At 61.1% G+C, this 14,150-nt stretch carries 9 protein-coding genes; 7 read left to right on the top strand and 2 right to left on the bottom strand.

All coding sequences use genetic code 11. From position 1 onward, the window contains the following. The first annotated feature begins 21 nt into the window (after positions 1 to 21). The 6 genes from AC2CF9_RS04260 to AC2CF9_RS04235 all read left to right on the top strand — a co-directional run bounded on the left by AC2CF9_RS04260 (position 22) and on the right by AC2CF9_RS04235 (position 7,674). Positions 22 to 1,506 (top strand): sugar ABC transporter ATP-binding protein, encoded by a 1,485-nt coding sequence (locus tag AC2CF9_RS04260; RefSeq protein WP_150016415.1) that lies wholly within the window; start codon positions 22 to 24, stop codon positions 1,504 to 1,506. Positions 1,507 to 1,520: 14 nt separating this feature from the next. Continuing rightward, positions 1,521 to 2,552: an ABC transporter permease gene (locus AC2CF9_RS04255; protein ID WP_065648961.1), complete on the top strand. Its 1,032-nt coding sequence runs from the start codon at positions 1,521 to 1,523 to the stop codon at positions 2,550 to 2,552. 341 nt (positions 2,553 to 2,893) lie between these two features. Further along, entirely contained in the window at positions 2,894 to 3,811 is a 918-nt protein-coding gene (gene nac / locus AC2CF9_RS04250) for a nitrogen assimilation transcriptional regulator NAC (RefSeq protein ID WP_150016414.1), read from the top strand. A gap of 123 nt (positions 3,812 to 3,934) precedes the next feature. Beyond that, on the top strand, positions 3,935 to 4,894 hold the full coding sequence (gene cbl / locus AC2CF9_RS04245) for an HTH-type transcriptional regulator Cbl (protein ID WP_484556320.1): 960 nt from the start codon (positions 3,935 to 3,937) through the stop codon (positions 4,892 to 4,894). A gap of 60 nt (positions 4,895 to 4,954) precedes the next feature. Next, positions 4,955 to 5,788, top strand: coding sequence for a GNAT family N-acetyltransferase (locus tag AC2CF9_RS04240; protein ID WP_484556319.1), 834 nt, complete (start codon positions 4,955 to 4,957; stop codon positions 5,786 to 5,788). 104 nt (positions 5,789 to 5,892) lie between these two features. Further along, entirely contained in the window at positions 5,893 to 7,674 is a 1,782-nt protein-coding gene (locus AC2CF9_RS04235) for a thiamine pyrophosphate-requiring protein (protein ID WP_484556318.1), read from the top strand. A gap of 872 nt (positions 7,675 to 8,546) precedes the next feature. Here the strand turns inward: AC2CF9_RS04235 and AC2CF9_RS04230 are convergent. After that, positions 8,547 to 10,700, bottom strand: a complete 2,154-nt coding sequence (locus tag AC2CF9_RS04230; RefSeq protein WP_484556317.1) for a putative bifunctional diguanylate cyclase/phosphodiesterase — start codon at positions 10,698 to 10,700, stop codon at positions 8,547 to 8,549. Positions 10,701 to 10,980: 280 nt separating this feature from the next. Between AC2CF9_RS04230 and AC2CF9_RS04225 the strand changes: the two genes are divergently transcribed. After that, the gene (locus AC2CF9_RS04225; protein ID WP_484556316.1) at positions 10,981 to 11,553 is read left to right on the top strand and encodes a phosphonate C-P lyase system protein PhnH; all 573 of its coding nucleotides are present in this window, start codon (positions 10,981 to 10,983) and stop codon (positions 11,551 to 11,553) included. A gap of 10 nt (positions 11,554 to 11,563) precedes the next feature. Here AC2CF9_RS04225 and AC2CF9_RS04220 read toward each other — a convergent pair whose 3' ends face one another. Beyond that, positions 11,564 to 14,146: an ATP-binding protein gene (locus AC2CF9_RS04220; protein WP_484556315.1), complete on the bottom strand. Its 2,583-nt coding sequence runs from the start codon at positions 14,144 to 14,146 to the stop codon at positions 11,564 to 11,566. Positions 14,147 to 14,150 lie beyond the last annotated feature (4 nt).

Genomic DNA, 14,150 nt, shown 5'->3' with positions numbered 1-14,150 from the left:
TAAGCCGTATGGAGGTGATGTATGACCGCTTTTGCGCTTGAAGCCGAAGGCATCAGCAAGTTCTTCCCCGGAGTGAAGGCACTCGATAACGTCTCACTGCGAATCAGGCCGGGGTCGGTACATGCCCTGATGGGCGAGAATGGCGCAGGCAAATCCACGCTGATGAAATGCCTTATCGGGATTTACCGTCCCGATAAGGGCACCATTCGCATCAAAGGGGAACCCGTGCAGTTTCAGGACACTATGGATGCGCTGCGCTCCGGCATCTCAATGATCCATCAGGAGCTGAACCTGGTGCCGCACATGACCGTGGCGGAGAACATCTGGCTCGGGCGTGAACCGATGAAGTTTGGCTTCGTTGATCACGCCCTGCTAAACCGCCAGACGCAGGCGTTGCTCAACAAACTCAATATCCGCCTCAAGGCGGATCGCATGGTGGGCGAGCTGAGCATTGCAGCGCAGCAGATGGTGGAGATTGCCAAAGCGGTATCGTGGAACTCTGACGTGGTGATCATGGATGAACCCACCTCCGCGCTGACCGAAACCGAAGTGGCGCACCTGTTCACTATCATTCGCGACCTGCGGGCGCAGGGCAAGGCGATTATCTATATCAGCCATAAGATGGATGAGATCTTTACCATTACCGATGAGATCAGCATCTTCCGCGACGGCACCTGGGTCGGCAGCAACGATACCAGCGCGTTTACGCGGCAGTCGCTGATCACCCAGATGGTCGGGCGTGAGCTGACCCAGCTGTTCCCGAAATTCAACGGCACCATCGGCGACGATGTGCTGACGGTGCGCGGCCTGAGCAGCAAAGAGCGCTTCAGCGATATCAGCTTCAGCGTACGCAGAGGAGAGATTCTGGGCGTGGCCGGGCTGGTGGGCGCAGGACGCAGTGAGGTGATGGAGAGCCTGTTTGGCATGGAGAGCTACGACAGCGGTGAAGTGCTGATTGACGGCGTGCCGGTCAGCATCGATTCGCCCTCCACGGCCATTGAGAAAGGTATGGCGTTTCTGACTGAGGATCGCAAGAAGTCAGGGCTGTTTCTGGTTCTCTCAGTAATGGAGAACATGAGCATCGTTAACATGCCCGGCTACACCGGCAAAAGCGGCTTTGTCAGCCATGTGAAAATGGCGCAGGACTGTATGGAGCAGATCCGCAAGCTCAATATCAAAACCCCGACCATGGATCAGATCATCAATAACCTCAGCGGCGGTAACCAGCAGAAGGTGCTGATTGCGCGCTGGCTGCTGGCACAGCCGAAGATCCTGATTCTGGACGAACCGACCCGCGGCATCGATGTGGGAGCCAAAGCAGAGATCTACCGCCTGATCAGCGAACTCGCGAATCGCGGCGTCGCTATCATCATGGTCTCCTCTGAGCTGCCGGAAATTCTCGGCATGAGTGACCGCATCATGGTGATGCACGGCGGGCGCATAACCGGCATCCTCAGTAAAGAAGAGGCCGATCAGGAAACCATTTTGTCGCTGGCATCTGAGTGAGGCTTGAGATCCCTATGAATAATGTAAAAGCTACGGCCCCGCAGGCCACTGAACAAAGCTCCTTCTTCAGTAATCTGCGCCATAAACTGCCGAAAGATACCGGCATTTTTGTGGTGATGTTAGGCATTGCGCTGATTTTTGAAATTGCCGGCTGGTACGTACGCGATCAGTCTTTTCTGCTCAACACCAACCGTTTAGTTCTGATTGTCCTGCAGGTTGCGATCATCGGTATTATTGCGGTTGGCGTTACGCAGGTCATCATCACCACCGGCATCGATCTCTCCTCCGGCTCCGTTATCGCCCTGACGGCGGTGGTGGCGGCAAGCCTGGCGCAAACCTCAGAAAGCCTGTCGCCGATGTTCCCCTCGCTGGTTAACCTGCCTGCGGCTATCCCTATCGGCGCCGGTATTGGTGTCGGACTGCTGTGCGGCGTTATTAACGGCGTGCTGATCACCCGCACCGGTATCCCCCCCTTTATCGCCACGCTGGGGATGATGGTGTCCGCGCGCGGCCTGGCGCAGTACTATACGCAGGGTAATCCGATCAGCTTTCTGTCAGACAGCTTTACCTCGATTGGTCAGGGCGCCATGCCGGTGATCATCTTCCTGGTGGTGGCGTTCCTGTTCCACATCGCGCTGAAACATACCCGCTACGGCAAATATGTCTATGCCATTGGCGGCAACATGACGTCAGCCAAGGTGTCCGGCATCAACGTTAACAAGTATCTGATCATTGTCTACACCATCGCCGGCGCGCTCTCGGGCCTGGCAGGCGTCGTACTGGCAGCACGCGTCAGCAGCGGCCAGTCAAGCATGGGGATGGCGTATGAGCTGGATGCTATCGCCGCAGCGGTTATCGGCGGCAGCAGCCTGATGGGGGGTGTGGGCCGTATTACCGGCACGCTGATCGGTGCCGTGATTCTGGGACTTATCAAAAGCGGCTTTACCTTTGTGGGTGTGGACGCCTATGTGCAGGACATTATCAAAGGCATGATCATTGTGGCTGCGGTTTCCATTGATATGCATCGCAACCGCAAAAAACGCTGAGTCACCTCGCTCTGCGGCATGGCTGACCCCGGCATAACCGGGGTCAGGCCGGAGGCAGCAAGCAACGCTACCGCCTCTCTGTCATCACTTTTTTGCACGTCTGCCTTGCAGGTTTTGCACCAGCAGAGTGCATGCCATTTTCCGCTTTACCCGCCCGCTGCGGCATCAGTACACACCGTTTCCTTTCAGGTAATCACAAAAGCTTATTTTCCAGTCTCTTAATCGCTACCGTCCGCCGTTTTTTTCCGCGATGAAATAACTGGCCTGCTTATTGCAAAACTCTGTTTATCGGCCAGCAGGCCACGCGCCCTTCAGGGGATAACCGGATTGACGGAGGCAACATGAACTTAAGACGGCTGAAGTATTTTGTGAACATCGTCGATATCGGCAGCCTGACCCGCGCCGCCGAAGTGCTGCATATTGCGCAACCGGCGCTCAGTCAGCAGGTGGCAACGCTGGAGAGCGAACTGGATCAGCAGCTGTTGATCCGCACCAAGCGCGGCGTAACGCCCACCGACGCGGGTAAAATTCTCTATGCGCACGCCCGCACCATATTGCGCCAGTGTGAACAGGCGCAGGCCGCTGTCAGCAAAGCGGGCCAGACGCTGAGCGGGCAGGTTTCTATCGGTCTCGCACCCGGCACGGCCGCCTCCTCTCTGACCATGCCGCTGCTGCAGACCATGCGCGAGCAATATCCTGACGTGCTGGTGTATCTGCATGAAAACAGCGGCAGTTCGCTGAATGATAAAGTGCTGAACGGTCAGCTCGATATGGCCGTGCTCTACGATCGCTCGCCGGCGGCAGGCGTGACCAGCCTGCCGCTGCTGAAAGAGGAGCTCTATCTGGTCGGCGCCACCGCCTGTCCGGGATCGGCTGTGGATCTGGCCGATGTGGCGCAGATGAACCTGTTCCTGCCGCGCGACTACAGCGCGGTGCGCAAGCGGGTGGACGAAGCGTTTTCACTGCGCCGCCTGAGCGCGCGCATCATCGGCGAAATTGAATCGATCGCCACCCTGACCGCGGCGGTCTCCAGCGGGCTGGGCGTAACCGTGCTGCCTGAATCCGCGGCCCGGGCGCTGGTCAGCTCAACGCACGCCTGGATGGCACGCATTACCTCACCGTCGCTGACGCTGCCGCTGTCGCTCAATATGTCTGCGCAGCTGCCGCTCTCACCCGCGGCGCAGGCGGTCAAAACCATACTGCTGTCGCTGCTGAATAAGCCAGCGGTTGCCGATCGCGAGCTGATGCTGGTGGGCTAAAAACTACAGCGCCACGATAACGCTCCTTATTACTAAACCGCATAACAGGCGGTTTTTTATTATTTGTTGTATTGATGCCTGCTCCCTACCATGGCGAAAACCGTGCCAGAAGGGAGAGAGGGTGTGAATTTCCAGCAACTTAAAATTATTCGGGAAGCCGCCCGCTGCGACTTCAATCTGACTGAAGTCGCCAACACGCTGTTTACCTCGCAGTCCGGGGTCAGCCGGCATATCCGCGATCTGGAAGATGAGCTGGGCGTAGAGATATTTATCCGGCGCGGAAAACGTCTGCTGGGCATGACGGAGCCAGGCAAAGCGCTGCTGACCATAGCCGAACGCATTCTCGATGAGGCGGGCAAGGTACGGCGTCTGGCCGATGTGTTTACCAACGAGACCAGCGGCGTGCTGACAATTGCCACCACCCACACGCAGGCGCGTTACAGCCTGCCGCGCGTTATCAAAGCGTTCCGCCAGCTCTATCCCAACGTGCGGCTGGAGCTGAATCAGGGCTCGCCGCAGGAGATTGTCGCCATGCTGCTGGCCGGCGAGGCGGATGTTGGTATCGCCTCCGAACAGCTGGTTAACCACGCCAGCCTGGCGGCTTTCCCCTGGTTCAGCTGGCATCACTCGCTGCTGGTGCCGTCCGGCCATGAGTTGCAGCAGCAGCAGCCGGTGTCGCTTGAAAGCCTGAGCGCCTGGCCGTTAATCACCTACCGGCAGGGGATCACCGGTCGTTCACGCGTGGATCGGGCGTTTCAGGCGGCCAGCCTGCGGCCCGATATTGTGCTGAGCGCGCAGGATTCTGACGTGGTGAAAACCTATGTTGAGCTGGGGCTGGGCGTTGGCGTACTCGCCGATCAGGCGTGTGATATCTATCAGGGCGAAAACCTGGTCAAGATTGATGCCCGTCACCTGTTTGAAGCTAACACCGTCTGGCTTGGTCTGAAGCGCGGACAGCTGCAGCGCAACTATGTCTGGCAGTTTCTGGAGCTCTGCAACGCTAATTTGTCGCTGGAGGAGATCAAGCGACAGGCGCTCTCCTATGAGAGTGAAGAAGAGCCGGCGCTCGATTTTCAGATCTGAGGCTGTCAGGCGCGGCAGCGGTGTGGCACTCTTCTTCTGCATTCATTAAGGGGGAACCGCATGAGCATGACGTTGCGTGATATTACGGCGGCCGACGCCGCAGCGGGCTATGCCCTGACGCAGCAGGTGGGCTGGCCACACCGTCCTGAGGACTGGCAGCAGCTGATTGCGCTGGGTGAAGGCGTGGTGATGGAGGAGGCGGGACGACTCTCCGGCTGCGCGCTTGGCTGGCGCTGGGGAAGCAGCGCAGCCACCATCGGTCTGGTGGTGGTGGATCAGCAGGCGCGCGGACGCGGTATCGGCCGCAAGTTAATGCAGGCGCTGATTACGCGCTTCGCCGGTTGCACGCTGCGCCTGCATGCAACGGAAATGGGTAAAGGGCTTTATGCACAGCTGGGATTCAGGGAGTGTGGTCAGGTATGGCAGTACCAGACGGCGGCATTCGCCGCGCCTCCCGCTATAACGCTGCCGCCAGCGCTAAGCCTGGAGCCGGCATGCAGCGCAGCCTGTGCGGAACTCTGCGCGTCCGACTGGCAGGCGACCGGACTGCAGCGTGCGCGTCTGCTGCAGCAGTTGCTGCCTGGCAGCGTGCTGGCACGCGATGCGCAGGGAGTACAGGGTTTTGCCAGCCTGCGTCGCTTTGGCCGCGGCTGGACCATCGGCCCGGTTATCGCCCGTGACGGCACCGTGGCGCAGGCGCTCGTTACCGCGCTGCTGCAGACGCTGACCGGCCAGTTTGTCCGGCTGGATACGCCAGACGCCAGTCTGGCGGAGTGGCTGGCAACGCTGGGTCTGCAGCAGGTCGATGCGCCGCACATTATGGTGCACGGCACCCCCTGGCGCCCGACAGAAGATATGCACTGTTTTGCGCTGGTCTCCCCGGCGCTGGGTTAGGCAGCCAGCGGGCGCAGTCAGGCCATAATCCGGCAGATCCTCTGCACGCCCGTTTCTGTCAGCTACCCTTAAAAGCTGACAACAGCCTTTAAGGGAGCAGCGGGATGAGTAAAAAAACCAGCGATTTTTTTGTCGAGCGCCTGCAGGCGTGGGGCGTCACGCGCATTTATGGCTATCCGGGCGATGGCATCAACGGCGTGCTGGGCGCTATCCAGCGCGCCAATAAAGCGGGTGCCGGGATTGAGTTTATCCAGGTACGGCATGAAGAGATGGCGGCATTTATGGCTGCCGGTCACGCCAAATTTACCGGTGAGCTCGGCGTCTGCCTCTCCACCGGCGGGCCGGGCGCTACCCACCTGCTGACCGGTCTTTACGATGCCAAAATGGATCATGCACCGGTGCTGGCGATCGCCGGACAGGCTGAAGTGACCGCGCGCGGCGCCAGCTATCAGCAGGAGATGAACCTCGATCGCGTGTTTGCTGATGTCGCTAATTTTGTTCAGGAAGCGGCCGCACCGGCGCAGATCCAGCATCTGGTCGATCGCGGCGTGCGCATCGCGAAAGCGCAGAACGGCGTGGCGGTGCTGATCCTGCCGAAAGATATTCAGGATGAAACCTGGCAGCCACCGCAGCACGCACACGGCTTTACCCACTCCGGTCCTGGCTACCAGCGTCCGAAAATCGTGCCGTATGAGGCAGATCTGCAGCGCGCGGCAGAGGTCCTCAACGCCGGCAGCAAGGTGGCGATACTGATTGGCGCAGGTGCGCGCGGCGCGGCAGTGGAAGTGGTGCAGGTCGCGAACCTGCTCGGTGCGGGCGTCGCTAAAGCGCTGCTGGGTAAAGATGTGCTGCCGGACGATGCGCCTTTTGTCACCGGTTCGATCGGCCTGCTCGGCACTAAACCGTCGTGGGATCTGATGCAGGAGTGCGATACGCTGCTGATGATCGGCACCGGCTTCCCGTGGACCGAGTTTCTGCCTGCCGAGGGCAAAGTGCGGGCGGTACAGATTGATATTGATCCGGCGATGCTGGGCCTGCGCTACCCCTGTGAAGTCAACCTGCACGGAGATAGCGCTGAAACCCTGCGGGCGCTGATCCCGCTGCTGCAGCACAAAAGCGATCGCCACTGGCAGGAGCAGATTGCGCTGCAGGTGCGCGACTGGTGGCAGCTGATGGAGGAGCGGGCGCTGGCGCCAGCTAATCCGGTTAATCCACAGCGGGTAGTGTGGGAGATGTCGCCACAACTGCCAGACAACGCCATTGTTACCTCAGATTCCGGCTCCTGTGCCAACTGGTTTGCGCGCGACTATCGCGTGAAGCAGGGGCAGCGCGCCACGCTCTCCGGCGGTCTTGCCTGCATGGGTGCCGCCGTACCGTTCGCGATCGCCGCCAAATTTGCTTATCCCGATAAACCGGTCGTGGCGCTGGTCGGAGACGGGGCGATGCAGATGAATAATATGGCTGAGCTGATCACTGTTCAGAAATACTGGCAGCAGTGGGACGATCCGCGGCTGATTGTCTGCGTGTTTAACAACCAGGATCTTAACCAGGTGACCTGGGAGCAGCGCGTGATGGAAGGCAATCCGCGCTTCGAAGCGTCACAGCAGCTGCCGGATGTGCCCTACGCGCGTTTTGCCGAGAGTCTTGGCCTGCAGGGGATCGTGGTGGATAATCCGGATGAGTTAGCCGCCGCCTGGCAGCAGGCGCTGAGCGCAAACCGCCCGGTGGTGCTGGAGGTGAAAACCGATCCGGAAGTGGCACCGCTGCCGCCGCATATCACTTTTAAGCAGGCGAAATCCTTTATGGCCTCCATGGTTAAAGGCGATCGCGGCGTGGCCCAGATTATCGGTGACACTGCCAGCCAGCTTATACGCCCCAAACGCTGATCCCGCCCTATCTGATGCCGCCGTAGGGGGCGCATTTATGCGCCCCCGGCATCATTTATGCGCCGTACCTGGATGTCGCCAGGGCGCCATAAATGGCGCCCCTACGAAATTGTGTGGGCGCGACAAATAACGCATCCCCGGTGTCCGTAGGGGACGCATTAATGCGTCCCTGGCATCGTTTATATGCCGTACCCGACTGTAGCCAGGGCGCCATAAATGGCGCCCCTACGAAATTTTGTGCGGGCGCGATAAATAACGCATCCCCGGTGCCGCCGTAGGGGACGCATTAATGCGTCCCTGGCATCGTTTATATGCCGTACCCGACTGTAGCCAGGGCGCCATAAATGGCGCCCCTACGAAATTTTGTGCGGGCGCGATAAATAACGTATCTCCGGTGCCGCCGTAGGGGACGCATTAATGCGTCCCTGACATCGTTTATATGCCCCTGGCGCCGTTTATGCGCCGAGCCCGGTTGTTACCAGGGCGCCATAAATGGCGCCCCTACGAAATTGTGTGCAGGCGCGATAAATAACGTATCTCCGGTGTCCGTAGGGGACGCATTAATGCGTCCCTGACATCGTTTATATGCCCCTGGCATCGTTTATGCGCCGAGCCCGGTTGTTACCAGGGCGCCATAAATGGCGCCCCTACGAAATTTTGTGCAGGCGCGATAAATAACGTATCTCCGGTGCTGCCGTAGGGGACGCATTAATGCGTCCCTGGCGCCGTTTATGCGCCGAGCCCGGTTGTTACCAGGGCGCCATAAATGGCGCCCCTACAAAATTGTGTGTGGGCGCGATAAATAACGTATCCCCGGTGCCCGTAGGGGACGCATTAATGCGTCCCTGGCATCGTTTATGCGTCCCTGGCACCTATACCATTTTTTCAATCTCGGTCAGCGGCACGGCGTGGCTGAACAGATAGCCCTGCAGCTGGTTACAGCCGGCATTGGCGAGGGCGTGCATCTGTCCTTCAGTTTCCACACCTTCGGCGGTGACGGTCAGGCCCATGGCGTGCCCCAGCCGAACGACTGATTCAATAATCGCGGTTGAGTTATCTGCCACGCCGAGCGACTGGGTAAATGAGCGGTCGATTTTAATCTTATCGACCGGGAAACTGCTCAGATAGTTAAGGCTGGAGTAGCCGGTGCCAAAATCATCCAGCGCGATACGGAAGCCCGCTTCGCGCAGCGCAATGATAGAGCTGCGGGCCGCATGCTCATCCTCAATCAGCACACCTTCGGTGATCTCCAGCTCCAGGCGCTGCGGATCGGCGCCTTCGCTCGCAACAATCTCCAGCAGCCGGGAGACAAAGCCGCTGCTGCGAAACTGCACCGGTGAAACGTTCACCGCCACCACCACCTGCGGCAGCTTCAGCGATGTCTTACACGCTTCACGCAGCACCCACTCGCCGAGCGGCAGGATCAGCCCGGTCTCTTCGGCGATAGCGATAAAGTCAGACGGGGAGATATCGCCCCGGGTCGGATGGTGCCAGCGCAGCAGCGCCTCAACGCCGACAACGCGCTCGCCGTTAATCTCCATCAGCGGCTGATACCAGACGGCCAGCCCGGTAAAATTAACCAGCGCCTGACGCAGCTCTGCTGCCAGCTCCTGCCGGGTACGCAGCGACTCATCCATCGCTTTCTCAAACTGGCGAAACTGACCGCGCCCGTGATTTTTGGCGTCATACAGCGCGATATCCGCCTTACGCATCAGCTCCAGCCGGTCCACGCCATCTTTCGGTGCCAGCGCCAGGCCGATACTGACGCCAACCCACAGCTCATTGCCCAGCAGATGATAAGGGGCGCTGAGCGTGCTGATAATGCGCTGCGCCAGCGTATGCACCTGGCCGATAGTCTCCGTATCCGGCATCACGATAATAAACTCATCGCCGCCGATGCGTCCCACGGTGTCGCTGGTGCGCACAATCTCGCTCAGGCGCCGTGCTACCTCGCGGATCAGTTCATCGCCGGCGTGATGGCCCCAGGTGTCATTGATATTTTTAAACCGATCGAGATCGAGCAGCAGCAGCGCCACGCGGCGATCGTGCCGCAGCGCCGCGGCCAGCGCCTGGGTCAGGCGATCTTCTACCAGCGCACGGTTGGGCAGGCCGGTCAGCACGTCATGAAACGCAAGGTGCTGCGCCTGCGCCTCGCTGGCACCCAGCCGGACCAGCGACTGCGACAGGCTGAGCGAGGAGGTCCAGATGCGCCGTACCATAAACAGGCAGAGCAGGGTGATAATCAGCACCGACAGCAGCGTTGAGGGCACGATCGTGCGCAGCATCTGCGCGCCGGGCTTATCGGGCTGCCAGCTCAGATAGCCTACCCGCTGCCCGCTCTGCGATGCGAGGGGCCAGAAAGCCATCTCCCTATCGGTGGGCGGCGCGTTGCTAAAGTGCAGCTGCGCCAGCTGGCTGCGATCGGAAAGGTGGCGCAGATAGCCGTCGTCAAGAAACGCGACGCTTACCAGGCTAAACCGGTTTGTTGTATCAGGCGCGCTGATTTCACCCACGGCCAGTGCAGCAGCACGACCGGCGATGCGCACAAAATCGGCCCGATCGTCTGCGCCCGCCGCGCTGGCTACCAGCGGCGTGGCGAGCAGGTCGCGCAGCCACGGGCCGACTGCCTGCAGGCTGACCGGCTCACCGTTGCGCCAGGCAGCAACCGGCTGCTGCCTGCTGTCCAGCAGCAGAATCAGCTGATGGGCAAACATCTCATAAAGCCAGCTGCCGACGTTCTGATCCAGCCACGCCCGGTCGGCGTCACGCAGCGTCAGATGAGTGGCGAGCGGTGACCAGCGCGTCAGGCTGCGCAGCTGGCGCAAATGCTCGCTGAGGCTCTGGTCGAATGAGGCGGCAATCATACGCTGCTGCTGCTCACGCGCTTCACTGTTGGTTACGGATGTCCCCCAGTAAAGTCCGCTGCCGGCCCCGGCAAACGACAGCACCAGAATCGCGAGCAGCGGCGCGACCACCTGACGCAAAAAACTGTGCCGGAACTGACGGGATGTTCTGATTGAATTCATTATTTTTTCTTCATATAAACAGGCGGCCGTATTGAATAAGTTAGCAGAAAGACGGGTTTGTGCTTGGCGGAGAGCGGCGCGGCGCGAGATGCATTTATTAATCATCCTGATGCGTTAGCCTCAGCAGCCGCGGCTGATTCATCATGCCGTCACGCCATCTTCACCGCGCTGTCATCTGCCGCGCGCATCCTGAGCGTTCATCAAAACGGGCGGGGCAGCCGGACACGGCGCTGAAAGCGCCCGGCTGTTTATTTTTTATTCCGGCATCCGGAGAGGACCCATGACTTTACTGGCCAGTTTTCATTATTCCGTCGCGGATGCTCAGCAGGCGTCACGCCGCGTCCGCAAAGCGATGAGCGAGCCAGGCGTTATCGTGTCGCTGCCGCTGATGCCAGGGCAGCGCGAACTCTCCTCTGCCGCCAGCGCGCTGCTGCTGACGCGGGAAGAGGGAGCAGATACGCTGTGGCTCGATCCGCAGATTGAGAGTGTGGCGCTGCGCAGCTCGCTGCATTTTTGTACCGGCATGCCGCTTGTCGCCGCCTGCAACGCCTCGCTGGCCCTGAGTCACGCCCGTGCGAATCCCGATCCCGCCACTCTGATGGCCGGGCAGGCTGCCGCCGGGCATAACCGCACGCTGATTATTGAGCTGCCAGGCCTGAACGGCGGCCTGACGCTGCGTCTCAGCGGCGAGGGGCTGCGTGAAACGCGCGCGGTTGCACCGCAGCTGCCGCCGGCAGTGCTCGCTTATCTGCGTGAGCATCCGCATCCCGACCGGCAGCGGTCAGATCTCATTTTTACCTGCGGCGAAACGCTCATGGCGCTGCCGCATACTGTCCGGGTGGCGGTGTGCTGAACGCAGGCTATCAGCGGGAAAGCGGTGTGGCAGCAGCCTGCCGCGCGCGATTAAGCCGTGCGCTGCGCTGCCAGGCCCGCTCCAGTGCCTGAACCAGCTGCGCCTGCTGCCAGGGCTTCGCCAGCCGCTCGCACAGCGGTAGCGTAACCTGCGACCGGCGCAGATCCTGCCCGCTGATCAGCAGCGTGGCGAGCTGCGGCCACTGCTGCTGCGCCTGACGTATCACATCGGCGCCGCTGAGCGCACCGGGCAGCATCAGATCGCTGATCAGCAGATCGATATCGGGGGTCTGCTGCAGCAGCGCCAGCGCGCTGGCACCGTCGCCGCACTCCAGCGTCAGATAGCCAAGCTGATGCAGATGGTCACACAGCGTCTGCCGTACGGCGGGTTCATCATCCAGCACCAGCACCAGCCGGTCGCGGCTCGCACCGGGCAGCGTGGGTGGAGGAGCCGCCACCGGCTGTACCGCCTCAGCCGCACGCGGCAGCAGCAGGCGTACCGTGGTACCCTGGCCCGGCGCGGTCTCCAGCGCAATTTCACCGCCTGACTGCCGCACAAAACCATACACCATCGACAGCCCCAGCCCGCTGCCGCTGCCGGTGGGCTTGGTGGTGAAGAAGGGTTCGAACACCTGCTGACGCACCTCCGCTGACATGCCGCAGCCGCGATCGATCACTTCAACCACTACCCACTCGCGTTTACCCGTCGCGGACGCTTTGCGCTGGTTCCAGACGCGCAGCACTATCTCACCGGGCTGCTGCTGCAGCGCGTCGCGCGCGTTAACCACCAGGTTCATCAGCGCATTTTCAAGCTGACCGACATCGATCCATGCCGGCCAGCCGGGGCGTGCTGCTTCTGTTACCAGCTGCTGACCGGGCAGCAGGGTGTGCTGCAGCAGCGAATGCAGATCCTCTACCAGATCCACGACCGCGACCGCCCGCGGATAGAGCGCCTGTTTACGGGAAAACGCGAGCAGTCGCTGGGTAAGCTGCGCGGCGCGGTCCGCCGCCTGGCGGGCGCGTTCAATGCGGGTAGCCAGCGTGCCAGCCGGCAGCTGATCGGCGGTGAGCGCCAGGCTGCCGATAATTACCGCCAGCAGATTATTAAAGTCGTGCGCCAGTCCGCCGGTCAGCTGGCCCACCGCTTTCATTTTCTGGCTATGCAGCAGCGCCTCTTCCAGCGCTTTTCGCGAGGTGCGCTCCAGCACGGTGTTGACCATGCCGCGACGCGGCACCGGACTGAAACGCAGTTCCAGCGTCCGCCCGTCTGAAAGCCTAACCTCCTGCGCATCCTGCAGGCTGAGCAGCTGCACATCCAGCCGTGCCAGCAGCTGCTGATAGTGCAGGCCACGCCGCAGCTCATGCGGCGCAATACCGAGCAGCTGCGCATACTGCGCGTTCCAGACCACCAGCTGACCGCTGTTATCAAACAGCGCAAAGCCGTCGCGCATGGCGAGAAAGGTTGACTCCAGCTGAGTGCTTTTCTCTTTCAGCAGTGAAGAGGTGTGCGCCAGTGAGGCGGTGTTGCGGGCAAAAACGTTAAACGCCCGCGCCAGATCGCCCAGTTCGTCGCGCCGCGTCTGGCCGGGTACGCTGACGCCTTTCTCCCCCTGCGCCAGCAGCGTCATCGCGCGGGCGATAGCGGTAAGGCCGGAGCCGAGATTGCGGTAGATGTAGTAGCCGGCGTAACCGGTGATCAGCAGCGCCAGCAGCATAAACAGCGCGATAAAACCGATGACAGAGTTGAGTTCACGGTGGGTGCTGGCGCTGCGCGCATCGCTCTGCTGCGCCACCTGCTGTACATAGCGGGTAATATCTTCATTGAGCATCGCCACCAGCGCCTTGATACGGTAAGTCGCGTAGGCGATGCCGGTGTCGCTCTCCTCAAGCCCGGCGGCGACCGGCTCCAGCGCGCGAAGGGCATGGACAAAGCGCGCCCGCTGCAGCGCCAGTACGCCCTCCAGCGGCAGGGCTGACCAGATCGGCAGAATGGATGAGAGCTGCTGCACCGCAGCCTGCGGCGCGGCGGAGCGGATCGCCACCGCCAGCAGGCTCTCGCTCTGCTGGCGCAGCGGCAGAAAAGCGGCGTCGCTCGCAAGCGCTGAGATCCGGTCCAGCAGCAGCTGCGCCTGCCACAGCCCGCTCAGCATGGTGTTGCGCTGCAGGTGGCGCTGATGTCCCCGCTGCAGCAGCAGCGTGATGCTCTGCTCCAGCATCTGGCTGCGCTCACGAATGCGGCTGAGCAGGGCAGGCTGCTGCCTGGCCACGGGTGCCGCCGCCAGCTGCGTCAGCGCCTGCTGCAGCGCCTGCTGCGTCTGCTGCAGGCGGGCCGATTCACTCTGATACTCCAGCGCACCCACCACCTGCGACAGGCGTACCGCCGCCGTCGCCACGTTGGCCGTATCACGCGCCAGCGCCAGGCTGCCATTCATATCGGCCAGCGTCTGCGCCTGCGCCTGTTCCTGAATCGTGCCGGCGTGGCGAAATCCGGTAATCGCCACCAGGCTGACCGCCAGCGTCACGCCGACCACCAGCAGATTAAACAGCAGCAGGCGACCACGGGCACCGGCATACCACGGCAGAGTCTGACTCATGCGC

The sequence above is a fragment of the Pantoea sp. SYBGC1 genome, from assembly GCF_057197005.1.
Note: the sequence above shows the minus strand (reverse complement) of the source record. Positions and strands in the feature narration are given on the sequence as shown.

Bases quoted from the DNA above. Each gene is read 5' to 3' on its own strand.
- AC2CF9_RS04260 (WP_150016415.1), top strand. From the start codon at position 22: ATGACCGCTTTTGCGCTTGAAGCCGAAGGCATCAGCAAGTTCTTCCCC.
- AC2CF9_RS04255 (WP_065648961.1), top strand. From the start codon at position 1,521: ATGAATAATGTAAAAGCTACGGCCCCGCAGGCCACTGAACAAAGCTCC.
- nac (WP_150016414.1), top strand. From the start codon at position 2,894: ATGAACTTAAGACGGCTGAAGTATTTTGTGAACATCGTCGATATCGGC.
- AC2CF9_RS04240 (WP_484556319.1), top strand. From the start codon at position 4,955: ATGAGCATGACGTTGCGTGATATTACGGCGGCCGACGCCGCAGCGGGC.
- AC2CF9_RS04235 (WP_484556318.1), top strand. From the start codon at position 5,893: ATGAGTAAAAAAACCAGCGATTTTTTTGTCGAGCGCCTGCAGGCGTGG.
- AC2CF9_RS04230 (WP_484556317.1), bottom strand. From the start codon at position 10,700: ATGAATTCAATCAGAACATCCCGTCAGTTCCGGCACAGTTTTTTGCGT.
- AC2CF9_RS04225 (WP_484556316.1), top strand. From the start codon at position 10,981: ATGACTTTACTGGCCAGTTTTCATTATTCCGTCGCGGATGCTCAGCAG.
- AC2CF9_RS04220 (WP_484556315.1), bottom strand. From the start codon at position 14,146: ATGAGTCAGACTCTGCCGTGGTATGCCGGTGCCCGTGGTCGCCTGCTG.